The sequence below is a fragment of the Amycolatopsis sp. CA-230715 genome (genome assembly GCF_018736145.1).
Lineage (GTDB): Bacteria > Actinomycetota > Actinomycetes > Mycobacteriales > Pseudonocardiaceae > Amycolatopsis.
In genome coordinates, this window is record NZ_CP059997.1 from 7,706,940 (window position 1) to 7,729,007 (window position 22,068).

23 protein-coding genes are annotated in these 22,068 nt (G+C 70.7%); 14 read left to right on the forward strand and 9 right to left on the reverse strand.

The features are described from left to right. Positions 1 to 3 precede the first annotated feature (3 nt). Positions 4 to 240, reverse strand: coding sequence for a hypothetical protein (locus tag HUW46_RS36605; protein ID WP_215543291.1), 237 nt, complete (start codon positions 238 to 240; stop codon positions 4 to 6). Between the two features lie 118 nt (positions 241 to 358). Between HUW46_RS36605 and HUW46_RS36610 the strand changes: the two genes are divergently transcribed. The 4 genes from HUW46_RS36610 to HUW46_RS36625 all read left to right on the forward strand — a co-directional run bounded on the left by HUW46_RS36610 (position 359) and on the right by HUW46_RS36625 (position 3,348). Beyond that, positions 359 to 925 (forward strand): TetR/AcrR family transcriptional regulator, encoded by a 567-nt coding sequence (locus HUW46_RS36610; protein WP_215543292.1) that lies wholly within the window; start codon positions 359 to 361, stop codon positions 923 to 925. 246 nt (positions 926 to 1,171) lie between these two features. Continuing rightward, entirely contained in the window at positions 1,172 to 1,477 is a 306-nt protein-coding gene (locus HUW46_RS36615; protein ID WP_254125249.1) for a hypothetical protein, read from the forward strand. A 43-nt stretch (positions 1,478 to 1,520) separates the two neighbouring features. Then, positions 1,521 to 2,780 (forward strand): nucleotide sugar dehydrogenase, encoded by a 1,260-nt coding sequence (locus HUW46_RS36620; RefSeq protein ID WP_215543293.1) that lies wholly within the window; start codon positions 1,521 to 1,523, stop codon positions 2,778 to 2,780. A 34-nt stretch (positions 2,781 to 2,814) separates the two neighbouring features. Beyond that, entirely contained in the window at positions 2,815 to 3,348 is a 534-nt protein-coding gene (locus HUW46_RS36625) for an EF-hand domain-containing protein (RefSeq protein WP_215543294.1), read from the forward strand. Between the two features lie 51 nt (positions 3,349 to 3,399). Here HUW46_RS36625 and HUW46_RS36630 read toward each other — a convergent pair whose 3' ends face one another. From HUW46_RS36630 to HUW46_RS36655, 6 genes are read right to left on the reverse strand one after another with little or no spacing between them, the layout of a single operon-like run. Then, on the reverse strand, positions 3,400 to 3,807 hold the full coding sequence (locus HUW46_RS36630) for a DUF6917 domain-containing protein (protein WP_215543295.1): 408 nt from the start codon (positions 3,805 to 3,807) through the stop codon (positions 3,400 to 3,402). A 1-nt stretch (position 3,808) separates the two neighbouring features. Beyond that, a complete protein-coding gene (locus tag HUW46_RS36635; RefSeq protein WP_215543296.1) occupies positions 3,809 to 4,732 on the reverse strand; it encodes a Gfo/Idh/MocA family protein in 924 nt (307 codons plus the stop codon). After that, a complete protein-coding gene (locus HUW46_RS36640; RefSeq protein WP_215543297.1) occupies positions 4,732 to 5,808 on the reverse strand; it encodes an Ldh family oxidoreductase in 1,077 nt (358 codons plus the stop codon). Before HUW46_RS36640 ends, HUW46_RS36635 begins: the two co-directional genes overlap by 1 nt. Next, complete coding sequence (locus HUW46_RS36645; protein WP_442861005.1) at positions 5,805 to 7,046, reverse strand: M20/M25/M40 family metallo-hydrolase; 1,242 nt, start codon at positions 7,044 to 7,046, stop codon at positions 5,805 to 5,807. Before HUW46_RS36645 ends, HUW46_RS36640 begins: the two co-directional genes overlap by 4 nt. After that, positions 7,040 to 7,900: a sugar phosphate isomerase/epimerase family protein gene (locus HUW46_RS36650; protein ID WP_215543298.1), complete on the reverse strand. Its 861-nt coding sequence runs from the start codon at positions 7,898 to 7,900 to the stop codon at positions 7,040 to 7,042. The genes HUW46_RS36645 and HUW46_RS36650 overlap by 7 nt, the downstream gene beginning before the upstream one ends. Next, the gene (locus HUW46_RS36655) at positions 7,890 to 8,894 is read right to left on the reverse strand and encodes an oxidoreductase (RefSeq protein ID WP_254125254.1); all 1,005 of its coding nucleotides are present in this window, start codon (positions 8,892 to 8,894) and stop codon (positions 7,890 to 7,892) included. The genes HUW46_RS36650 and HUW46_RS36655 overlap by 11 nt, the downstream gene beginning before the upstream one ends. A gap of 348 nt (positions 8,895 to 9,242) precedes the next feature. On the opposite strand from HUW46_RS36655, the gene HUW46_RS36660 reads away from it, so the two are divergent. The 9 genes from HUW46_RS36660 to HUW46_RS36700 all read left to right on the forward strand — a co-directional run bounded on the left by HUW46_RS36660 (position 9,243) and on the right by HUW46_RS36700 (position 19,720). Continuing rightward, positions 9,243 to 10,331, forward strand: coding sequence for a DegT/DnrJ/EryC1/StrS family aminotransferase (locus HUW46_RS36660; RefSeq protein ID WP_331477176.1), 1,089 nt, complete (start codon positions 9,243 to 9,245; stop codon positions 10,329 to 10,331). After that, positions 10,328 to 11,497 carry a DegT/DnrJ/EryC1/StrS family aminotransferase gene (locus HUW46_RS36665; protein ID WP_215543299.1) on the forward strand — a complete coding sequence of 390 codons (1,170 nt, stop codon included), beginning with the start codon at positions 10,328 to 10,330 and terminating at the stop codon, positions 11,495 to 11,497. The genes HUW46_RS36660 and HUW46_RS36665 overlap by 4 nt, the downstream gene beginning before the upstream one ends. Beyond that, positions 11,494 to 12,462, forward strand: coding sequence for a UbiA family prenyltransferase (locus tag HUW46_RS36670; protein WP_215543300.1), 969 nt, complete (start codon positions 11,494 to 11,496; stop codon positions 12,460 to 12,462). Before HUW46_RS36665 ends, HUW46_RS36670 begins: the two co-directional genes overlap by 4 nt. Next, positions 12,459 to 13,793, forward strand: coding sequence for an FAD-dependent oxidoreductase (locus HUW46_RS36675; RefSeq protein WP_215543301.1), 1,335 nt, complete (start codon positions 12,459 to 12,461; stop codon positions 13,791 to 13,793). The genes HUW46_RS36670 and HUW46_RS36675 overlap by 4 nt, the downstream gene beginning before the upstream one ends. Before the next feature lie 11 nt (positions 13,794 to 13,804). Next, positions 13,805 to 15,382 carry an AMP-binding protein gene (locus HUW46_RS36680; RefSeq protein ID WP_215550337.1) on the forward strand — a complete coding sequence of 526 codons (1,578 nt, stop codon included), beginning with the start codon at positions 13,805 to 13,807 and terminating at the stop codon, positions 15,380 to 15,382. Next, positions 15,379 to 16,161, forward strand: a complete 783-nt coding sequence (locus HUW46_RS36685) for a class I SAM-dependent methyltransferase (protein WP_215543302.1) — start codon at positions 15,379 to 15,381, stop codon at positions 16,159 to 16,161. Before HUW46_RS36680 ends, HUW46_RS36685 begins: the two co-directional genes overlap by 4 nt. After that, positions 16,158 to 17,735, forward strand: a complete 1,578-nt coding sequence (locus HUW46_RS36690; RefSeq protein ID WP_215543303.1) for a CoA transferase — start codon at positions 16,158 to 16,160, stop codon at positions 17,733 to 17,735. Before HUW46_RS36685 ends, HUW46_RS36690 begins: the two co-directional genes overlap by 4 nt. Further along, positions 17,732 to 19,225: a class I adenylate-forming enzyme family protein gene (locus HUW46_RS36695; RefSeq protein WP_215543304.1), complete on the forward strand. Its 1,494-nt coding sequence runs from the start codon at positions 17,732 to 17,734 to the stop codon at positions 19,223 to 19,225. The genes HUW46_RS36690 and HUW46_RS36695 overlap by 4 nt, the downstream gene beginning before the upstream one ends. Before the next feature lie 69 nt (positions 19,226 to 19,294). Further along, positions 19,295 to 19,720: a hypothetical protein gene (locus HUW46_RS36700; RefSeq protein ID WP_215543305.1), complete on the forward strand. Its 426-nt coding sequence runs from the start codon at positions 19,295 to 19,297 to the stop codon at positions 19,718 to 19,720. On the opposite strand, the gene HUW46_RS36705 is transcribed toward HUW46_RS36700, so the two are convergent. Continuing rightward, positions 19,660 to 19,854 carry a hypothetical protein gene (locus HUW46_RS36705; protein WP_215543306.1) on the reverse strand — a complete coding sequence of 65 codons (195 nt, stop codon included), beginning with the start codon at positions 19,852 to 19,854 and terminating at the stop codon, positions 19,660 to 19,662. The genes HUW46_RS36700 and HUW46_RS36705 overlap by 61 nt on opposite strands. 104 nt (positions 19,855 to 19,958) lie before the next feature. Then, on the reverse strand, positions 19,959 to 20,612 hold the full coding sequence (locus HUW46_RS36710; RefSeq protein WP_215543307.1) for a TetR/AcrR family transcriptional regulator: 654 nt from the start codon (positions 20,610 to 20,612) through the stop codon (positions 19,959 to 19,961). A 62-nt stretch (positions 20,613 to 20,674) separates the two neighbouring features. On the opposite strand from HUW46_RS36710, the gene HUW46_RS36715 reads away from it, so the two are divergent. After that, a complete protein-coding gene (locus HUW46_RS36715) occupies positions 20,675 to 22,057 on the forward strand; it encodes an SCP2 sterol-binding domain-containing protein (RefSeq protein WP_215543308.1) in 1,383 nt (460 codons plus the stop codon). The last annotated feature ends 11 nt before the right edge of the window (positions 22,058 to 22,068 follow it).

Sequence of the window (22,068 nt, forward strand, 5' to 3'; positions counted from 1 at the left end):
GAATCACCGTCGAGACGTCTTCGCTCGGTCCAGCAGCACGACCAACGCCACCGCGCCGACCACCACGGCCACGGCCACGATCGCCGAATGCGGCAGCCCCAGTTCCAGTGGGAACGCGAGCCACGGCTGCCACGAACCGCCACTGGAGTTGATCACGATGGCGATGAGCGGCGCCAAGCCCTCCCAGAACCCCACCAGCGCGACGATGGCCTGCCCGAGTTCGACGGTCTTCTTGTCCACGGATACCCCCTGAGTCTTTATGGTGCGATCGCATCATAAAACTCCCCGGCGCGGCAAGGCAAACCGGGTGTGCGAAGATCGACGGGTGCCGAAGCGGGTCGACCACGAAGAGCGAAGGATGCGGATCGCGAAGGCCGTGTGGCGCCTCGCCGCTCATCGCGGTCTCGAAGCGGTGAGCCTTCGCCAGGTCGCGGACGAGGCCGAGGTCTCCATGCGGCTGGTCCAGTACTACTTCCACACCAAGCAGCGGTTGCTCCAGGAGTCGCTGGGGTACCTGGACGCGTGGATCTCCGAGCGCGCGCGGCTTCGCCACTCGGGCACGGGCGAGGCGACGGGGAGGGCGCTGCTGCGCTTGGTGCTGGCCGAGTTTCTTCCGGTCGATGAGGACCGGCGGCTCAACCTGCTGGTACGGCTGGCCTACTTCACGCGCGCCCTGTCCGATCCGGAGGTCGCCGAGGTGTTCCTGGGCAACCCGCCCGAATTGCAGGACTACTTCGTCGACCAGCTGCGGGCGCTGCAGGAGCGCGGCGACCTCGACGCGGGGCTCGATCCGGAAATGGAGATGGAGACCTTGTTCAGCGTGGCGACCGCGCTCGGCATCGACATGCTGCTCGACCTGCGCGACGAAGCCGCCACCATGGCGATCCTGGATTACAACCTGGACCGCCTGTTCGGTCCTCGCTGACCCTGGCTCATATCCGAGAACATATTTCGCGTGTCCTTCGATCGTTGGTTCGCTGTTCATTCGGGTAATGCGGATCCACCGAAAGTAGGGACGGACGGTGACCCGCGCGGGCACCGCGTCCCTCGGATGCCAGTGCGGTCGTACTTCCGGGGACCGTTGCGGTCATCCCCTTTCTGATGCGCTGCGTAGCTGATAGCTTACGTTTCGTTGCGAAAACAAGTCCTGTGCCGAGAATGGGGAGTTCTCATGCGAAAGATATTTCAGACCCTGCTCGTGGCAACACTCGGCACGGTTTTTCTGGTGGCCGTGCCGGTAACCGCGTCCGCGGCCGAAGGGAAGGTGGTCGTCTTCGAGACGGAATTAAACGAGCTGACCACCTACATCGACCCGGAAGGGTGTCAGAAACTGCCGCCGCTGGCGCACGTGCTGGTCAACGATACGGATTCGCCGGTGCGGATCTACGCCGACCCGTTCTGCCTGACACCGTCGTTGAAGGTGCGGCCGGGCTACGGCTCCCACGTCGCGCCGATGAGCGGGAGCTTCTCCGCCTGACCTGGTCGTTCCACCTGGTCCAGACCCAGTTCGGGAGGCGTGGATGACGGTCGATGTCGCGGTGATCGGGCTGGGTTACGTCGGTCTTCCGCTCCTCGTGCAAGCGAGCAGAGCCGGATTGGCGGCGGTGGGTTTCGATATCTGCGCGGGGGTGGTGGACGGGCTGAACGCCGGTCGTTCGCATGTGCCCGATGTTTCCGACATCGATGTCCGGGAAATGGTCGAGTGCGGGTTCGCCGCGACGACCGATCCGGCGGTGCTGGCCAAGGCGGACACGATTGTGATTTGCGTGCCGACCGGTCTTTCCGCGGAACGGGAACCCGATCTCGGTGCGGTCCGCGCGGCGGCCGCGTCCATCGGCGAGTGGCTGCGGCCGGAAACGCTCGTGGTGCTCGAATCGACCAGTTATCCGGGAACCACCGAAGAGGTGGTGCTGCCGATTCTGGAGTCGATTAGCGGAATAATCGCGGGAAAGGAGTTCCATCTTGGCTACTCACCCGAACGGATCGATCCGGGTAACCGCCGGTTCGGGGTGGTGAACACGCCGAAGATCGTCAGCGGGATCACCCCGTTGTGCGCGAAGTACTGCGCCGAGTTCTACGGCCGGTTCGTCGACACCGTCGTGGTGGCGAGGGGCACCAGGGAGGCCGAGCTGGCCAAGCTGCTGGAGAACACCTACCGGTACGTCAACATCGCGCTCGTCAACGAGCTGACCGTGTTCTGCGAGAAGACGGGTGTCGACGCGTGGGACGTGCTCCACTGCGCGGGGACCAAACCGTTCGGGTTCGCCCGGTTCCGGCCGGGGCCCGGTGTCGGCGGGCACTGCGTCCCGATCGACCCGCTGTACCTGTTCAGCAGGGCGCGGGACGACGGGTTCACGTTCAGCCTGCTGTCGGCCGCCCGGAAGGTGAACGACGGCATGCCGGGCTACGTGGTCGAGCGTGCGACCGCCGCACTCGCCGCGCGTGGTCTCGACGCGCGCGATGCCGAGGTGCTCCTGCTCGGGGTGACCTACAAACCGGATGTGCCCGACGTCCGCGAGTCGCCCGCGATCGCCATCGCGGACGGCCTGCGCGCACTGGGGATCACCGTCGCGTACCACGATCCGTACGTGGCGGAGCTGAGTCTGTCCCGCGGGCAGGTGCTCCGTTCGGAGGACCTGGAAACCGCGTTGGCACGGGCCGATCTGGCCGTGCTGCTGCAGGACCACACGTGCTACGAGAGCGCGGAGCTGGCAAGGCTTTCCCGTTCCCTGCTGGACACCAGGGGCATCGTGGCGGGGAGCCGCGTGGAAATGCTGTGACAAACTCCAACCGAGGAAAGGACCCTGATTTCCGATGACTACCGCGATCGCAGGCAACCGGCTCAAGCAGCGCTTCGACCGGTGGGACGTGAACGGCGACGGCGTGCTGGAGCGCGCCGACTTCGAGCAGGAGGCCGAGCGCATCGTCGGCGCCTTCGGGCAGAGCATGAGCTCGGCCGAGGGGCAGGCCATGCTCAAGGCGCTCACCGGGTTGTTCGAGTACGAGGCGAACGAGGCCGGGGTCGGCCCGAACGGGTCCATCAACGAGGACCAGTTCCGGGCGGTCAACGAGAAGCTGATCTTCACCGACGGTGAGGCCACGTTCAACCGGGTGCTCCGGCCGGTGATGAAGGCCGTCGTCGGCCTGTGCGACAAGGACCACAACGGCATGATCGACCAGCAGGAGTTCGCGACCTACCTGCGGGCCATCGGGGTCGACCAGGCACAGGCGGAGTCCGCCTTCCAGCAGATCGACACCAGCGGTGACGGGCAGCTGTCGGTGGACGAGCTGCTGGCCGCGGTGCGGAACTTCCACTTCGGCAAGCTGGACGTGAACCTGCTCGGATGAGGGGTGTGGCGAGCGCCCCGGGGCCTTCCGGCTCCGGGGCACTCGCGGCGGTCAGCCCGCGCGGAACTCGATGGGCAGCTCCGGTGCCAGCCCCAGATCCTCGCCGCTGACCGGGGTGTCGGCGGTGATCAGGATGTTGTAGTGGTTGGGGAAGTGGCAGGCGTCGAACCCGAGCACGGTGCCGACGAACCTGCCGCCGACCCAGAACTCGTCGCCGCGGTCGAGCACCCCGGCGCAGCTCAGCTCGGCGAACCCGAGGAAGCCGACGCGGTCGATCCGGCTGCCCTCCTCGGTTTCGGTGTGGTCGGTGGTGACCAGCTCGTGCACCTCACCGGCTTGGACGCACCGGCTGGCATGCGGTTCGAGTGACATCCCGCGCTCGGTCCGCCGGTGCCGCAGCACCTTCACGAGCGCGCCGCGCACGATCCGTTTGGCGCCGTTCTCGTCCGCGGCGGACATGTCAGTTGCCTCCCGCGGTGCTGGCGATCTGTTCGGACCGGTAGGTGGCGCGCACGAGTTCCAGTGCGGCGAGTCCCGGCCGGACGGCGTCGATCCTGCGCTCCGCGACCGTCTCGGCGAACTCGGTCAGGATGCCCCGGTACTCGTGCCACAGCGAGTTCTTGAACCCGGGATGCCCGTCGAGCAGGTCCGCCCGCAGCACCGCGCCGCTGGCGAGCCGCACCTCGATGTCCTTGCGCTCACCGGCGTAGGACCAGTCGAGCAGCACGTGCCCGGTCCGGCGCCCCGCCCGAAGGCGGACGCTCGCGTATCTGTCCACACCGGACCCGTCTCGCCGGACGTTCGCCTCGGTCACGTGGACGTCGCCGAGGAACATCCGGACGAGGTCGAAGGCGTTGGGGCCATTGTCCGCGACACAGCCGCCGCCGCACCGCGCGGCGTCGAGGTACCAGGTGTCCGAGCCGACGTGGTCCTCGATCCGCTCGAAGTAGCGGACCGTGACGGCGGTGACCTTGGCGCCCGCGACCTTGTCGCGGAGTGCGAGCACGTTTTCGTTGTGCCGCCGGTGGAACGCGGTGTAGAGCGGTCGCCGTCGCGCGACGGCGAGCCTGGCTAGCGCGCGTGCTTCGGCGAGCGACAGCGTGAGCGGTTTCTCGACGCACACCGCGAGCCCGGCTTCCAGCGCGTCGCGGCAGAGGTTCGCGTGGGTGTCGTTGGGGGTGGTCACGACGATCGCGTCGAGCGGCTCGTTGTCGAGCATCCGCCGGTGGTCGGTGTGGCAGGCGACGGTGGCGACGTGCGGTGCCAGCGCGTCGGGCCGAACGTCGCAGACGGCGCCGAGCTCCACTTCGGACAGCCGATCGAGCGCGGCGAGGTAGTACTTCGAGATGACGCCGAGCCCGACGATACCGATGCGCAGTGCCATCACAGCCCCAATCCGACGAGTTCGCGGTGGAGCGCGCCGGGGATCGGCACGCCGTCGCGCCGGTTGGCCGCCGCGCGTTCCGCTTCCGCCCAGCCGGGATAGCGCACCGGGTTCCGTTCGTCGAGCGGCGGGCAGGCCAGTACGGTGCCGAACAGGTCACGGGCGAGATCCGCGAAGTTCTCCTCCGGCCGCAGGGTTTCCGGGCTGATCGCGAGCACGAGGAACCCGATGTCGTCGTCGCGGCCGAGGTCGCCGCCGAGCGCCTCCGCCGTGGGGCCGAGCCCGGCGCCGGGCAGCGCCGCCGCGAGCAGTTCCACCGCGAGGCCCAGCCCGAATCCTTTGTAGACACCGGTCGCGGGCGTCCCGCCCAGCCAGCCGAGATGCGCGTCGCCACGGTCGAACGCGGTCGGGTCGGTGACGGGTTCGCCGTCGTCACCGGTCAGCCAGCCGGGCGGGACGGGGGTGCCCGCCCGCGCGGCGGCGCGCACACGACCGGTCGGTACCACGGTGGTGCTCATGTCCAGCACGTACGGGTGGCCGTCGAGCGCGGGCGCCGCCACGCTCAGCGGGTTGGTGCCGAGCAGCGCGACCGCGCCACCCGGCGGCCGCGCGATGCGCTGTCCTCCGCAGTTGCTCGCGACCACGCCGATCATTCCCCGCGCGGCGGCGAGCGCCGCGTGGTGCCCCGCGCAGCCGAAATGGGTCGCGTTCCGGACCGACACGAGCCCGATGCCGTGCCGCGCCGCGCGCTCGACGGCCGATTCCATTGCTTCGGTGGCCGACCAGAGCCCGAGCGCGCGACGCGCGTCGACCACCGCGCACGCGCCGAGATCCCGCACGGCGCGCGGTTCGGCGTCCGGATCGACCCTGCGTTCGTCGAACAGGGGAAGGTATAGCCGGGACAGGTTGCACAGTCCGTGCGAGCCGAGCCCGGCGAGATCGCCGTAGCACAGCGCTTCGGCCGCGGCCGAAGCGCGCGCGGGCGGTACACCGCGTGTGCGGAACACGGTGGTGGCGAAGGAAAGCAGGGCTGCGTACGGCACGCGCACCGCGGTCGCGGTCGTGGTCGCGGTCATGCGGAGTCCTTTCGGGATCGGGCGGCGAAGCCGGTGAGCAGCCGGGAAACCGTCGCCGCGAAAGCGTCCAGTTCGGCGAGCTCGGCGAACTCGCCTTCGGCGTGGGCGTTGTTCTTGTCCAGTTCGCCAGGACCCAGCACGATCGTGTCGGCGCCCTGCCTGCCGTCCATCCAGATCGCATCGCAGGTGAACGCGGGTTCGACGGCGGGCCAGGCGGGGATCCCGGAGACCAGCGCCGCCGGGACCTCCCCGTGCAGGCACGGCAGGCCGCGCTTCGTCCACTCCAGCGCGGTGATCGAAGCGGCGTCGGCCGCGGTCATCGCGAACTGCCTGCTACCGGCGAAGCGGGCGGCGAACTCGGCGAGTCCACTGTGGAACTCCCGCTCCACCAACCGTTCCAGCCGCGCCCCTTCCGACGATCGCGAGTAGGGGAGGTTGAGCAGCAGTTGCCCGCTGCCGTAGACCCGGTTGTGGAAATCGCCCGTGTGCAGCCCCGCGACGCACACCGTGACCTCGTCCAGTGCCAGTGCGAAGTGCCGCGCGAGCGCGCCGAGCAGCACCGTCGCGTTGTGCCCTGCGGCGGGCCGGTCGTCGATCGCGCCTCGCCCCCGCACCCGGACCCGTGCGGTCATCGACGCGGTGGCGCTGGTCAGGTACCGCAGGCCGGTCGGCTCGCAGAACACGTTCAGCGCGCCGTAGAAGCCGCGGTCGAGCAGCGGGCGGGTGCCGATCGTGCCCATCGCGCCACCCTCCTCGCCGGACACGGCTTGGACGAGCACGCCGACGTCGTCGCCGAGCGCGGGTGCGGCGGCCCGGATCCCGGCGAGCAGCGCCACCGCGGGGCCCTTGGCGTCGATCGCGCCACGACCGGTGAACCGCGTGCCGTCGAAGCCGACGGGTTCCCCGCCCGCGACGGTGTCGAGGTGCACGTTGAACAGCACGGTGCGCTCGCGCGCCAGCTCCGGGCCGAGGCGCAGCACCATGCTCGGCTGTTCGTCCAAAAAGGACTGCCCGGCTTCGCGGACGGCCAGCGGCACGTCCGGCCGGTCGACTTCCTCCGCGGTGGCGCACGCGTGGTGCGGCACGGTAAACCCGATCAGGGCCGCCGCCTCCGCGTACGCCCGCTGCGCGCGCCACAAACCGTCTCCCCGCCCGCCTTCGAGCGGGGAGACGGTCGGGATCCGCAGCAGCCGGAGGAGGAGTTCCCGGTCCGCCCGCCCCAGCGCCGGGGTCACCAGGTGACCCGGTCGAGCAGTTCCCGGTCGACCAGGCGGCGCAACCGCTCACCCGCGGCGACGAACAGTTCCCGCGCGTAGCGCTCGTCACGGGATCCGGTGTGCGGGACCACCGCCAGATGGGGTTCGATCGACAGCGCGCCGCGGTACCCGGCGGTCAGCAGCAGGCTCACGCAGTCGGCGACGGCGGACTGCCCGTCACCGGGCAGCGTGTACCGCACTCCCTCCACAGTGGACACCGCGTCCTTGACGTGCACGTGCTCGACGCGGTCCACCACCTCGGCGAGCAGGTCGTAGGCGACGTAGCCGTGCGCGACGCCGTTGCCCGTGTCGAAGAGCAGCCGCAGTGACGGGCTGTCGATCGCGTCCAGCAGACGGACCATCCGGTCCGCGCTCGAACCGGCCCACCCGGAGCAGTTTTCGTGCACCAGCACGATTCCCGCGCGCTCGGCCCGTTCGGTGAGCCGCCCGATCCGGTCGAACACCCGGTGCCGCCATTCGGGTTCGGTGAGCCCGGCGTCCGGATAGGACATGACGCGCACGTACCGGGTGCCCAGCCGCGCACACCATTCCGCGAGAGTGTCCAGCTCGGCGAGGTCGATCGCGAACGGCCCGTCGATCGGATCCGACCAGCTCCCGATCCTGGAATCGAGGCACACCACGGTGATTCCGGCGTCGAGCACGGTGGCCGCGATCTCGCGGGCCCGCGCGCGGTCGAGATCGGCGAGCGCCAGCCCGTCGACGGTGCGCAGTTCGAGATGCCGCCAGCCCAGCAGCCGCAGCGTTTCGAGCTGATCGGCGAGCGACTGGCCCGCTTCGTCACCGATACCGGCGAGCGGGAGTTCGTCAGCGTGCATACTGCGGCTCCGCCCTGGACTGGACGGGAATGGTCGCGCACCGGCTCTTCGCCTCGCTCAGCAGCCGGACCGTTTCGCAGTGCAGCGCGAAGTCGAGGTGCTCGGTGTCGGTGGAAGGTCTGCCGAAGCGCCGGTACGTGCCGACGAAGAACGCGGTGAGCGCGTCGTCGCGGAAGGCGCGGTGCTCGCTCGGGCCGCCCGTGGTGACGGTCAGCTGCGCGTGGTCGTCGTCCTCGCCGACCGGGTAGTCCGCGGTCACCGTGCCCTCGGCGAATTCGAGCCGCATCCGGCGCTCCCGGATCGGTGAGGTGAGATCGGAAACCAGTTCGGTGCGCACTCCGCTGTGGTGTTCGAGCGTCAGCGACGCACCGCCGAGCCGCGGGATGGTGCCTTCCTCGCACGACAGCGTCCGCCACTTCGCCGCCGTCAGCTCGGCCGGGCCCGCGAGCCGCAGGACGACCGGGATCGCGTGCGGGATTTCGACGTCGAACGCGGTCGGGTGGCCCGAGGTGGTCAGCGACCGGTGGAACCGGGGCTTGTGCTGGTGCACGGTGATCGCCCGCAGCGCGCCGAGCGTGCCGTCGCGGACGATCCGCGCGAGCTTGCCGGTGAGCGCGGCCGCGAGCCACGGCGCGACCACCGCGAACCGGAGCCCGTTCCTGGCGCGCAGCCGCACGATGCGCCGCAGTTCCCGGTCGTTGGTGGCGATCGGCTTCTCCAGCACGAAGCGGCGGAAGCCCGCGGTGGCGAGTTCGTCGAGCAGCGCGGACCGCGAACCGGGCGGGGTGCACAGATGGGTCACGGCGCCCGCCGGGTCGAGTGACCGCGCCGCCCGTTCGATCGACGGCACGGAGACCACGCCCGGCGGCAGATCGCCGCTCTCGACCGCCGGGTCGAACACGAGGATCGGTCCGCCGCCCTCGCGGATTCTGGTCAGGATCGGGATGTGCAGACCCGCCCCGGCGCGGCCGAGTCCGATGACGAAGGTTCGCAACAGTGCTCCAATCACAAGACGGGTCCGGTGGTCCGTTGTGGTCGTCCGACGCGCTTTCGCCATCCGCGATATCGGTTGGGAGCGGGAGAACGTTAAGGCCGTTCGCCGTTCTGACCGCAACGGGTGAAATACCCGCGAGCCCCGTTCGGAGTCTTCTGCGGGTCCGGGGTGTCGGCTACGTTGAGTTTTGCCTCGAATATCCGGCGTAAGCGAAGGGGAGGGCTCTGCTTGCCTGCGGAAACGCCAGCGACCGTAAATGAAACGTTTTCGAACGACGTCGTTAGGAAAGTTCCTTTTTTCACGCAGTCGAGTACTTTCGCCGAGCTGTGGCCGACCATAAGCGCGGGCGTGGAAGCGATCTTCGAGAACGGGAAGTTCTCCCACGGCGCGCAGGTCGCGCGGTTCGAGCACCTGCTCGCCGAGTACACCGGCGCGCGCCACGTCGTCGGGGTGAACAGCGGGACGGACGCGCTCGTGCTGCTCCTGCGCGCGTGCGGTCTCGCGCCGGGCGAGGAGGTGCTGGTGCCCGCGTTCTCCTTCGTCGCTTCGGCGTCGTCGGTCGTGCTCGCGGGCGGGCTGCCGCGCTTCACCGACATCGATCCCGTCACCTACGCGATGGATCCGGCGTCGGCGGCGGACGCGGTCAGCGCGGCGACGCGGTTCCTGATGCCGGTGCACCTGTTCTCCCATCAGGCGGACCTGCGCGCGCTCGGTGACCTGGCCGGGCGGCACGACCTCGTCGTGGTGGAGGACAGCGCCGAGGCGATCGGGGCGCGGCAGGACGGCAGGCACGCGGGGCTGCACGGCGCGGGCGGGGTGCTCTCGTTCTTCCCGAGCAAGACGCTCGGTGCGATCGGCGACGCCGGTGCGGTGCTCACCGACCGGCCCGAGATCGCCGAACGGGTGGCCGCGCTGCGCCACCACGGCAGGGGCGGCCGCACACTGGATCATTTCCCCGGTATCTCGAACGAGACCGATGAACCGGGCGTGAACAGCAAGATGGACGACATCCAGGCCGCCGTGCTGATCGCGAAACTCGGCCGCCTCGAATCCGACATCGTCCGCAGGGCGGAACTGGCGAGCGCTTATTCCGAACGGCTGCGGGATATCCCTGGAATAATCCGGCTGCCGCTGGTGACTTCGCCGTCGGCAGATTGTCGTGACGTTTTCTACGTGTACTTGATCGAGGTGGAGAATCGCGACGCGCTGGCGGCCGAGCTGGCCGAGAACGGCATAGGAACGGAAACCTACTACCCGGTTCCGCTGCCGTTCCAGCCGTGTTTCGCCGATCTCGGCCACCGCGCGGGCCAGTTCCCGAATGCCGAAGCGGCGTGCGCACGCGCGCTCGCGCTGCCGCTCTACCCCGATCTGGAGCTCGCTGGAGTGGACCACGTCTGCGACGTCATCCGCTCCTTCTACCTCGGGCGTGCGCGATGACGGCCCGCGAGCTGCCCTTCTTCGCCCGTGATCTGTTCGAAGCGGACAAGGCGGTGCTGCTGCGCCTGATCGAGGAGATCGGTACCGGGGCGGACCAGCGGTTCATCCTGGGACGGCACACGGCGGCGTTCGAACGGATGCTGCGCGAGTCGCTCGACGCCGCCGACGTGGTGGCCTGCGGCAGCGGGACTTCCGCGCTCACGCTGGTGCTGCGCGCGATGGGAGTCGGCGCGGGGGACGAGGTGATCGTGCCCGCGTTCGGCTGCGCCCCGCTGGCCGCGACGGTGCTGGGCGTCGGCGCCACGCCGGTGTTCGCGGACATCACCCCGCACACCATGGTCGTCGACCCGGCGCGGATCGCGGAACTGATCGGACCCCGCACCAAGGCCGTGCTGCCCGCGCACTTGTTCTCGGTGATGGCGGACATGCCGGCCATCACCGAGATCGCGGAGGAACACGGACTGCGGCTGCTCGAGGACTCCGCGGTGGCGCAGGGCGCGGTGCTGCGCGGGCGGCCCGCCGGGACGTGGGGCGAGGCGGGGGTGTTCTCGTTCGTGCAAGTCAAGTCGTTCGGCATGCCGGGGGAGGGCGGGGTGGTGGTGACCGCGGACCCCGAGCTCGGCGACGCGGTGCGGATGCTGCGCAACCACGGTCAGGACGGCGTGCACCGCTTCGTGCACCACCGGATCGGCTACAACAGCCGGTTCGACGAGATCCAGGCCGCCTTCCAGCAGTACCGGTACGCCCTGTTCCCCGCGCGGCTCGAGCGGCGCGCGCGGATCGCCGACTACTACACCGGCCGGTTCGCTGCACTGGCCGACGCCGGTGTGCTGCCGCCGCCGACCGGGCGCGACGGCCGCTGCTACTACGTCTACTGCCTGCTGTGCGAACGCCGTGACGAGCTGAAGGCGTGGCTCGCCGAGCGCGGGATCGGTTCGCACGTCTACTACCCGAGACCGTTGCCGCGGCAGACCGCGTTCGCCGCGCACGCGAGGCAGGGCGCGCGGTGGCCGGTGGCCGAGCACGCGGCGGACCGCATCCTCGCGCTGCCGATCTACCCGCACCTGACCGACGCCGAGGTCGAACGCATCGCCGATGCCGTGTGCGCCTTCGCGAGGTCGACCGCACCGAACCCGCTCGCCGAACCGGAAGGAGTCCCGTCGTGACCAGCAGCGCCCAGCACTGGCCCCGCGCCGTAGCCGGAGCACGGCAGGAGAGCAAGCTCCGCAGCTACGCGCGCCTGGCGAAGCTGGACGTCTACGACTACTACCTGAGCATTCTCGTGGTGCTGTCCGCGGTGCTGTTCCCGGCGCTCGACGCCATGACGGTGCCCGTCCTGCTGCTGTTCCTCGCCGGCGAAGTGCTGGTGACCGCGGCGATGGTCGCGCTCGACGACGTCACCGGCTACTACGACGGGAGCGACGCGGCGAACTACGTCCCGGACACGCCCACCCGCCGCCTGCTCCGCAAACCCCTGGTCGCGGGGACGCTCACGGTCGGGGAGGCGAAGTGGTTCGGCTGGCTGGCCGCTTCGGCGGGCGGAGTGCTGTGGCTGCTGGCGGTGTTCACCGCACCGCACCGTCCGGTGTGGACGGTCGCGTTGCTGGTGGTGACGTTCGTGGCGATGCCGCAGTACTCCTACGGCGTCAAGCTCAGCTACCGCGGATTCCAGGAGTTCTTCCTCGCCGCGCTTGGGCTCGCCCTCGTACTCGTCCCCTATGGACTGATCGCGGGGGAGTTCTCCTCGTTCGTACTGGTGCAGGGCTTGATCTTCGGCATGGGCCCGCTGCTGTTCGGCGTCTATTCCAATACGAACGACGTCGAGGGAGATCGCGCGGTCGGCAGGCCGACGATGGCGGTGCTGGCGTCACCACGGGGCAACGCGCGGTTCGTCGGGGCGCTGTCGGTCGCCGAGTTCGCGTTCGGCGCGCTCGGTTCGCTCACCGGGCTCGCGCCGTGGTGGTTCGTCCTGCTCATGCTGCCCACCACCGCGCTGCGCGCCGCGCAGTACCGGATCGGGTTCGCCGGTGCCGGTGACATCATGACCGCGCGCAAGCTCGGGTTCACCGTGCACCGGGTGAGCGTCGTGCTGCTCGTGCTGGCCAACCTGATCGCGGCGGCCACGGCATGACGGTGGACCTCGACGTCGCGGTGGTCGGTGCCGGGATCGGCGGGCTGGCCGCCGCGACCGGGCTGGCCGAGGCTGGGCTATCCGTGCGCGTCTTCGAGGCGGCAGACCGGGTGGGCGGGCGGATGGCCAGTTTCCGCCGTGCCGGGTACACAGTGGACGAAGGCGCCGAGCAGTTGTCCACGCGGGGTTACCGCGCCACGTGGGAGCTGATCCGGCGGGCGGGCATCCGGCGGGACGAGGTGCCCCCGATCGGCAAGCGCGTCGCGGTGTGGCGCGAAGGCGTCGCCCACCCCGGGCTGTCGGAGCCGGGTGCGGTCCTCACCGGTGCCGGACTGTCCAAACGCGCCAGGATCGATCTCGTCCGGTTTCTCGCCGCCATCAGGGATCCGCGCCGCTTCGACGCGGACCGTCCCGAGTGGACGCCGATCGGGACGCGGACCGTCGCGGACTACGCCCGCGGTTTCCACCCCGATCTGCACGACTACCTGTTCCAGGCGGTCGCGGGCTGCTTCTTCGGCTGGGACACCGGCCGCTCCGCGATGGCGCCGTTCGCCTGCCTGCTCCGGGAAATCGGCCCCGCGTCGTGCTGGGTGACCTACCGCGACGGCATGGACACCCTCGCCCGCCGCCTCGCCGGGAACCTCGACGTGGTCACCGGCCGCGCGGTGCGCGAGGTGGTCGGCGGCACCGACCTCGCGCGCGTGGTGTTCGACGACGAGACGGTGACCGCTCGCTCGGTGCTGCTGTGCGTTCCGGCGCCGGTGGCGGCGCGGCTCTACGTCAACGCGCCCGAGGCGGACGCGGAGTTCCTCGCCGCCTGCGCGTTCCGGCCGATGCTCAAGGTCAGCTGCTTCCTCGATCGCCCGCTGGCGGTCAAGACGAGCCGTCCCGCCTACGTGCTGCTGACCCCGTCCGCCGAGGAAGATGTGCTGTCCGGTCTCGTGATCGACCACGAGAAGCATCCGGAGCGGGCGCCGGCCGGTGCCGGGCTGGTCAGCCTGCTGGCCTCGCCGCGCGTCGTCCCCGAACTGTTCGACGCGGCGGATGACGACGTCGTGCAGGCGCTTGTGGACAGTGGGGAGCGGTTCGCCCCCGGTCTGGCGGGGGCGACCGTGCGGAATTTCGTGCACCGGTTCCGGCACGGCCTTCCCGAGGCGACGCCGGAAGCGCTGCGGCTGCGCGCCGGTTTCGCGGCGCGTCCGATCGGGACGGTCGATTACGCCGGTGACTGGGTGCTGCTGCGGCCGAGCAGCGAAGGGGCCGTGCGGTCCGCTGCCACGACCGTGTCGCGCGTGTTGAGCAGGCTGGACTCGGTGAGGGGAGCGGCGTGAAACCGTACGACATGGGCGTGCTGTTCGAGGAATGCGCCGATCGCGGCGTGCCGACGGTGGTGCAGGTGGACCGTCCGTTCGACATCGCGCCGGACGCGGGGCTCAGCCACGACATGCCCGCGCTCGCCAGGCTGGTGCGCGAGGCGTCCGGGTGGCTGGCGGCCGCCGGGGCGGGTCCAGGCGACCGCGTCGCGATCGTGAAGCGCAACCACTGGGACTACGACCTGCTCGCCTGCGCGGCGATCCGGCTCGGCGCCGTGCCCGCGCAACTGTCCGGGCACCTCGGGGCCGAAGCGCTCCGAGAACTGTTGAAGCGCCTCGATTCCGCGCTGCTGGTGACCGATGCCGAGATCCTGCGGCGCTGCCGCGACGAGGGCGTGGAGTTGCCTTCGCTGGCGCGGCGGGTGCTCAGCCTCGACGCACCGGAACAGGGCGCGCTGGTGCTCGCCGACGTGCGCGGGACGACGCCACCGGCGCCGAAGCGGCCGGTGCGCGACGAACCGCTGGTGGTCAACCACACCTCCGGGACCACCGGGGTGCCGAAGCTGGTGGTGCATTCCACCGGCACGATCATCGGCACGCTGGCCGGGCTCGAATCGAACCGGCTGCCCGTGGTGGGCGTGCGCCGCGACGACACGCTCGTCAACGCCAGTTCCTACGCGCACGGCAGGACCTTCTGCTGGACGGCCAGCGTGTGCTGCCTCGCTCCGCGCCGGATCGTCGTGCTCACCGGCTCCGATCCCGCCGCGGCGGACCCGGTGCTGCGGTCGGCGCCACCGACCGTGGTGGAGGCGCTGCCGTCCAGCTACGTGCGGTTCGCCCCGTTGCTGTCGCGTTTGGACAATCCGTTCCGCGACGTCCGGCTCTACATCAGCACCTACGACGCCGTGCACCCGCCGACGGTGCGCGCCTACCTCACCGCTTCGGCCGCGCGCCGTCCACTGTGGATGCAGGGCTGGGGCCAGACCGAGACCGGGCCCATCACGTTCCGGTTCTTCACCCGCCGGTCGGTCTCCTCGCGCGGCGACCGGCACCCGACCACCCGCAACCTCGGCAGGCCGGTGCCGGTACGCACCCGGCTGAAGGTGGTGGACCCGGAAACCTTCCGCCCCGTGGCCAGGGGCGCGGTGGGCCTCGTGCTGGTGCGCACGCCCGCGCGCTGCCTCGGCTACCTCGGCGAGGAGCGGCGCTGGGCTGCCAAGCAGGACGGGAACTGGTGGAACACCGGCGATCTCGCGCGGCGCGGTCGTGACGGTAGCGTCGTGCTGCTGGACCGCGAAGTGGACAGCGTGCCCGAGCTGAGCTGCCTGGAAACCGAGGACCTGCTGGAGGATCGCCTGCCGGAGGTGCTCGAATGCGTGGTGCTCGGCACCGCGGACGGCCCGCCCCTGCCAGTGCTCGTCACCGACGACGCGGTGCCGGGCGAGCAGTGGGACACCGCGACGCGCGACCTGCCACCGCTGCGCGAACCGGTCCAAGTGCGGTGGAAGGACGTGCCGCGCACCGGGACGGGCAAGGTCCGGCGGCTGGCACTGCTGCGGGCGCTGACCGGGCAGTCGGCGCCGACGGGTACCGGGCGCTGGACATGACGAGCTACGTGTTCGCGGGTGAGGGCGGGCTCCGGCGCGATCAGGAGGACTGCCTCGCCGCCGCCTACGACCCGGTGACCACGGCCAGGCTGGCGTCCACCGGTGTCGCCGACGGCTGGCACTGCCTCGAAATCGGCGCGGGTGGCGGCAGCGTGGCCTGCTGGCTCGCCGACCGGGTCGCACCCGGTGGGGACGTGGTGGCCACCGATCTGGTGCCGCAGCACGTTCCCGAGGCGCGCGGGCTGACCGCCGTGCGGCACGACGTGGTCGCGGATCCGTTGCCGGGCAAGGCTTTCGACCTCGTCCACACGCGACTGGTGTTGCGGCACCTCCCCGCACGCGAGGCCGTGCTCGACAAACTGCTGGCGACGCTGACCCCGGGCGGCTGGCTCCAGGTGGACGAGTTCGACACCACCTACCAGCCTTGCCTCGCCGCGCCGGACTCCGCGGCCGAGAGGCTGTTCCGCGAGTTCCTCGCGGCGAAGGACGCGGTGATGGCGAAGGCGGGTGTGGACGTCGCGTGGGGGAGCAGGGTGGGCGCGGCCATGCGGCGCGCGGGGTTCGTCGAGGTCGACGTGCGGCCGCGGATCGACGCGTGGCGACCGGGCTCGGCGGGGACGCGGCTGCTGGCGCACCACACGTACCGCCTTCGCGACGAACTGCTCGCCGCGGGGATGACGGACGACGGGCTCCGCCGCGTTCGCGCGCTGCTGGCGGATCCCGATTTCCTGGTCTGCTCCAGCGTTTTCTACTCGGTGCAGGGGAGGCGTGCGCGATGACGATGGCACCCGGTGCGCTGGACACCCTCGACTGGGCGGGGCCCGTCGACCTGCCGCTCGCCGACGAGACGGCAGTGCAGGCCGCGTGCGGGCTCATGCACGTCCACGGCCGGAAGTCGGGCCGCCCGCTGCCGCTCGGCATCGACTACACGACCACGGTCGCCGGGCTGCTCGCGAGCCACGGCAGGCTGGCCGTGGCGATCGGCCGCGAGCGCGGGCAGGAGGTGCGCGCCGCGCACACCTCGGCCGCGCAGGGCGCGCTGCTCGCCGTCGGCCAGTACCTCGCGGCGGCGACGTGCGCGGACGAAGGGGCCGAGCCGCACCACACCGGCGGGCCGCCGTTCGTTTCGGCCGACGGTATCCGGTTCGAGGTCGAGACGCTGGACGCCGAGGACTGGCAACGGTTCTGGGCGCGGCTCGACGCGGATCCGGTCGCCGTGCGGCAGGCATGGCGGCCCTTCCAGTTCCGGTTCGCGACCGCCACCTGCCCGCTGCCCGCCGAACTCGCCCGCGCGGCGCGGCGGTGCGCCTTCGCCGAACTCGCCAACGTCGGGCAGGCGTCCGGGCTGAGCGTGCTGCCCGTGCGGGACTCGCCCGTCCCGCCGGTCGCGGTGCCGCGCTGGGAAATCCAGCCGTGCGGGCGCCGGGGCCCGGTCGCGTCGTACCACCGCGAAGGGCTGCCGCTGTCCGGCGTCGTGGTCGTCGAGTCGACCAGCAGGGTCCAAGGCCCGCTCGCCGGCCACGTACTGCGCTTGCTCGGTGCCGACGTGCTCCGCGTCGAGCCTCCCGGCGGCGACCCGATGCGCGGCGTGCCGCCGCTCGCCGGCGCGTGCTCGGCCCGGTTCCGCGCGCTCAACGACGGGAAGCGCGCGGTCGAGCTCGATCTCAAGTCCCCTGCCGGGCGCGCGGCCGTGCTCGAACTCGTCGCCGACGCCGACGTGTTCCTGCACAACTGGCGGCCGGGGCGCGCGGCGGCGCTCGGGCTCGCCGCGGAGGACCTGATCGCGGTGCGGCCGGGCCTGGTGGCGGCGGCCGCGTCGGGCTGGGGCGGCCAGCTCGGGCCGAATCCGCCGCTGGGCACCGATTTCCTGGTGCAGGCCCACACCGGGCTCGCCGCCGCGATCCGGCCCGCGAACGAACCGCCCGCGCCGTCGCTGATGACCGTCACCGACGTGCTCGGGGGACTGGTGTGCGCCGAGGGGGTGCTGACGGCGCTGCTCGCGAGCCTGCGCACGGGAACCGGTTCGCGGGTGGAGTCGTCTCTGCTCTCCTCGGCACTCGTGCTCCGGCCAGCGAGCCGTCCGATGTGGACGGATTGGGACCGTCCACACGAGACCCAGGACGGCTACCTCTCCCTCAGCCCGGACGATCGCGAGAAGGCGGCGGCGGTGCTCGGCACGGCGAGCTTCACCGATCGCACGAGCGAGGACTGGGTGGCGAGGTTCGGTGACGCCGGGTTCGCCGCCACCGCGGTGTGCACGGATTTGCGGCAGCTCGGCGCCGACCCCCGGTTCGCCCGCGCCCTCGGCTGGGACGGATACGCTTTTCCGCGCAGTCCTTGGACCTTTTCGTGAGCGCGTGGACCTCCGCGGCCGGGATCGCGCTGGCCGACCGGGTGCCTGCCGCACTGCGCGCGGGCTGGGTCCGCCGGGGGCTGTGCCCGGGGCACGATCTCTACACGTGCTTCTCCCAGCACGTCCGGGACCATCCCGACCGGGAGGCCGTGGTGGACGTGGACGGTTCGCTCGACTACGCCGGGCTCGCTGCCGAAGTCCGGCGCCGCGCGGGAGAACTGGCTTCGGCCGGTGTCGGCGACCACGACGTCGTCGGTATCGCGCTGCCCGACGACCGGACCGCGGTGATCGCGGAACTGGCCGTGTACGCGGTGGGGGCGGTCGCCCTGCCGTGCCCGCCCGGCCACACCGACGCACCGCACCGCGCTCGCGCGAGCGTGCTGATCGACGGCGGGGTGCGGCGCCTCGCGCGCACCGGCGGCGCGCGCACCACCACCCGGATCGACGCGGAAGCACCCGCGCGCGTACTGGTGTCCTCCGGCTCCGAGGCGCGGCCGAAGCTCGTTGCCTACTCGCACAACGCGTTCGCCGGCGGCCGCGCCACCTACGTGCGCGCGTTGCGGCGCTCGGGCAGGCCGATGCGCAACCTCGTGCTGGTACCGCTCGGGTCTTCGTTCGGCTCGTGCGGGGTACCGGTCACCGTCGCCGCGCTGGGCGGAACCCTGTTGCTGCCCGGTACTTTCGACGCCGGAACGGCCGTGCGCGCGGCCTCCGAGTGGCGCGCGACGCACGTGTTCGGGGTGCCCACCATGCTGGGCAGGATGGCCGCCGTCCCGGCGGCGCCCCTTCCCGCGCTCGAAGCCGTGGTGTCCAGTGGCGCCGCGCTTCCCGATGCCGTGGCACGCGCCTGCGCTGACGCGTTCCCGTGCGAGGTGATCGCGGTCTACGGCTCGTCGGATGGCGTCAACTGCCACACCGCGCGGACGGGACTCGGCCCGTGGACCGGAAAACCGGACCCCGCGGTGACGTCGATCCGGATCGGCGACGACGGCGAGATCCTCGCACGAGGACCGATGACGCCACTGTGCTATGTGGACCCGTGCTATGTGGACGATCCGGGCCTCGACGCGCGGTACCGCCTCCCCGGTGGCTGGGTGCGCACCGGTGACCGCGGCGCGTTCGACGACCACGGCCGACTCCGCGTGCTCGGCAGGCTGAAGCAGATCGTGGTCAGGGGTGGGTTCAACATCAGCCCCGCCGAGATCGAGGACCACCTCGGCGAACACCCGGGGATCGCCGAAGTCGCCTGCGTCGGCGTGCCCGACGAAGATTTGGGCGAACGGCTGTGCGCCTGCGTCGCCCCGCGCGCGGGAGCACCGCTGACACTGCCCGCGCTCACGCGGTTCCTCGCACAGGATCGCGGTGTCGACCGCCGCAAGCTCCCGGAAGCACTGGTGGTACTGCCGGAACTGCCCCTCGGCGCGACCGGCAAGGTCTGCCGCCGCACGCTCACCGAGATCGCGAGCCGCGGGAGCATGCCCCGAAGGTGACTTGGGCATCTAGCGCCCCGAAGGCCACCTTCGGGGCGCGCACGGAGCGGGACTAGGCTGAGCTCGATCATGGCGTTGCCCGGGATCATGGCCACCAGGATCGCGAGCACCAGGAACAGGATCGGGCCGGGGCCGTCCCAGTCGAACCCTTCCGGCGCGGCGTCGCCGACGGCGTCGAGGAGAAGGCCCGCGAAGACGATCGTGGTGGCGATCCGGTTCGGGTTCTGGGCACCCAGCGGGGCGATGCGCGTTTCCGGGCGAGTCCGGTGGTTGTGCGGGATGGCGATCGCTCCGGCGACCGCGGAGATCGCCAGCCCGGTCATCATCACGATGTTCCCCACGACGAGGCCGGTGTTCGGACTGGACAGGTTTTCCTGCAGGTTTCCCCCGGCGAGACCGCCGACGGTGATCCACAGGGACAACGCGATCGCCGCCTACGGTGCCCAGTTGGACCGCCGGTTCAGCAGCACGATCGCGGCGGCGCCGAGCACGTAGAAGAGTCCTGGCGGGAAACCGAAGGACGCGAACAGGTTCGGCGCGGAGATCCACTGGACGACCAGTCCGGCGGCGCCGACGAGCTGACCGGCGACGGTCACGGTGACGGGTGTCGAGAGCGAAGTGGTTGGCATGCCCGAAGCATGGCGCCGACTCGCGCGCACGGCGTCCCGTCTGCGGCGGCATCGCCGGTACGCGCGGGCGCGTACCGCGGACGCCTGGCACTCCTGTTGTCGTATCAGTCCCGCACGAGCAAGGTGGCGACATAGCGGGAAAGCTCGTCGACCGACCACGGGATCCGGTCGACGACGAGCATCCGCGCGCTCGTCTCGGCGAGGCTCGCGACCAGCTCGGCGAGCACCGGGGCTTCGCGGTCGGCGTCGGCGTGCGGCATCACTCGCAGCTGCGGGTGGATGATGTCGCGGAGGCGGTCCACGAGCATCGCGCGCGCCGCTTTGACCCTGGCGCCGATCACCGTCCTCGGATCGTGCTGCGCGGAGAACACGATCCGCCACGCGTCGTCCGCTTCGGTCGCCGCGGTGAGGAAGGCCGCCAGCCCGGCGGCGACCAGATCGCCGAGCGCGTCCGACGTCGAGAGGGTCCGTGGCATCGCGGCCACCACCGCGTCCAGCAGGCGCCGTTCCTCCCGGTCGAGCAGTGCCAGCAGGAGCGCGTCCTTGTTGGGAAAGCATTCGTACACAACGGGTTTCGTCACGCCCGCCGCCGTCGCGACCGCCTGCATGGAGGTGCCGCGGTACCCGTGCTCCAGGAAGACGCCCAACGCCGCGTCGAGGAGGAGGGGACGCCTGCGCTCCGGCCCGAGATGAGCCGCGCGGCGCTTGCGCGCCCCGTCTTCGTCCGCTGTGACCCGTGCCACTCCCGAGGTACCCACTTGACTAATCTACCACGACGTAGGAAATTCCTACTTGTTAGTAGGAACGCGAGGAGGCGGTCATGGCCGGGCACCTGTCGAAGCTGGACGAGTTCTTCCTCCGGCTGACCGAGGATCCGTCGGCCGAGGCCGCGAACGTGGACGCCGTCGAGATCGCCGCCGCGGTCGCCGGTGCGGACCGCGACGAGCTGCGGGCGCGGTTGCGCGGCGGGATCGGCAAGGTCCTGGTGGACGAGGTGATCCGGCGGCTGCCCGAGTACGTGGACCCGGTCGCGGCGGCGGGGGTGAGCCAGGTGATCGGCTGGCACCTCTTCGGTGAGGACGGCGTGGTCGACCGGTTCGTGCTGCGGTTCGACGACGGCGCGGTATCGGTCGGCAGGGAACTCGATGGCGATCCCTCGGTGACGTTGCGGTTGGGTATGGCGGATTTTTTGGTGTTGGCGACGGGTAATGGGGATCCGGCGACGATGGTGTTGTCGGGGGTGTTGCGGATCGAGGGTGATGCGGGGGTGGCGTTGGATTTGGTGCGGTTGTTGAGGATTCCGTCGGCGAAAGGTGTCGTCGAGGTCGATGATCCGCGCGCGGTCGACGTCACCGGCATCGCGGCGCTGATCGGGGAGATCGAGCCGCGCAAGCTCGCCGAGCGGCTGCGCGGGCCGGTCGGCCGGATCGTGGTGGACGAGGTGATCCGACGGCTGCCCGAGTACGTCGACCCGGTCGCGGCGGCCGAGGTCGACCGGGTGATCGGCTGGCACCTGCTCGACGAGCGCGGAGCCGGGCATCGGTTCCTGCTGCGGATCGAGAACGGTCGCGCGTCGGCGGGGCGTGACGTGGAGGGCGTGCCTTCGGTGACGTTGCGGTTGGGTATGGCGGATTTTTTGGTGTTGGCGACGGGTAATGGGGATCCGGCGACGATGGTGTTGTCGGGGGTGTTGCGGATCGAGGGTGATGCGGAGGTGGCGTTGGATTTGGTGCGGTTGTTGAGGATTCCGTCGGCGAAGGGCGTCGTCGAAGTCGGCGACCCGCGCGCGGTCGACGTCGGCAAGGTCATCCGGCTCGTCGCGAGCACCTCGGACCGCGAGCTGAAGGAGCGCTTGCGCGGGCCGGTGCGCCAAATCCTGCTCGACGAGATCTTCCGCCGCATGCCCGCGTATCTCAACACCCGTCGAGCCGCCGGTGTGGACGGGATGGTCGCGTGGCAGATCACCGGTGGCACCGGGCGGTACGACGAATACCGCACCAGGATCGCCGGCGGGAAGGCGACCGTGGGCGATCTTCCCGGCAAGCCGAGCGTGACGATCCGGACCGATGCCGTGCTGTTCTTCAAGCTCGTCACCGGGAACCTCAACCCGGTGAAGGCCTTCCTGTGGCGCAAGCTTTCCGTGCGCGGTGACCTGGTGTTCGCCAGCAGGCTGCCCGCGATCTTCACCATTCCCCAGGCATGACACCAAGAACG

Bases quoted from the DNA above. Each gene is read 5' to 3' on its own strand.
- HUW46_RS36610 (WP_215543292.1), top strand. From the start codon at position 359: ATGCGGATCGCGAAGGCCGTGTGGCGCCTCGCCGCTCATCGCGGTCTC.
- HUW46_RS36615 (WP_254125249.1), top strand. From the start codon at position 1,172: ATGCGAAAGATATTTCAGACCCTGCTCGTGGCAACACTCGGCACGGTT.
- HUW46_RS36620 (WP_215543293.1), top strand. From the start codon at position 1,521: ATGACGGTCGATGTCGCGGTGATCGGGCTGGGTTACGTCGGTCTTCCG.
- HUW46_RS36625 (WP_215543294.1), top strand. From the start codon at position 2,815: ATGACTACCGCGATCGCAGGCAACCGGCTCAAGCAGCGCTTCGACCGG.
- HUW46_RS36630 (WP_215543295.1), bottom strand. From the start codon at position 3,807: ATGTCCGCCGCGGACGAGAACGGCGCCAAACGGATCGTGCGCGGCGCG.
- HUW46_RS36635 (WP_215543296.1), bottom strand. From the start codon at position 4,732: ATGGCACTGCGCATCGGTATCGTCGGGCTCGGCGTCATCTCGAAGTAC.
- HUW46_RS36640 (WP_215543297.1), bottom strand. From the start codon at position 5,808: ATGACCGCGACCACGACCGCGACCGCGGTGCGCGTGCCGTACGCAGCC.
- HUW46_RS36650 (WP_215543298.1), bottom strand. From the start codon at position 7,900: ATGCACGCTGACGAACTCCCGCTCGCCGGTATCGGTGACGAAGCGGGC.
- HUW46_RS36665 (WP_215543299.1), top strand. From the start codon at position 10,328: ATGACGGCCCGCGAGCTGCCCTTCTTCGCCCGTGATCTGTTCGAAGCG.
- HUW46_RS36675 (WP_215543301.1), top strand. From the start codon at position 12,459: ATGACGGTGGACCTCGACGTCGCGGTGGTCGGTGCCGGGATCGGCGGG.
- HUW46_RS36680 (WP_215550337.1), top strand. From the start codon at position 13,805: ATGGGCGTGCTGTTCGAGGAATGCGCCGATCGCGGCGTGCCGACGGTG.
- HUW46_RS36685 (WP_215543302.1), top strand. From the start codon at position 15,379: ATGACGAGCTACGTGTTCGCGGGTGAGGGCGGGCTCCGGCGCGATCAG.
- HUW46_RS36690 (WP_215543303.1), top strand. From the start codon at position 16,158: ATGACGATGGCACCCGGTGCGCTGGACACCCTCGACTGGGCGGGGCCC.
- HUW46_RS36700 (WP_215543305.1), top strand. From the start codon at position 19,295: ATGGCGTTGCCCGGGATCATGGCCACCAGGATCGCGAGCACCAGGAAC.
- HUW46_RS36705 (WP_215543306.1), bottom strand. From the start codon at position 19,854: ATGCCAACCACTTCGCTCTCGACACCCGTCACCGTGACCGTCGCCGGT.
- HUW46_RS36715 (WP_215543308.1), top strand. From the start codon at position 20,675: ATGGCCGGGCACCTGTCGAAGCTGGACGAGTTCTTCCTCCGGCTGACC.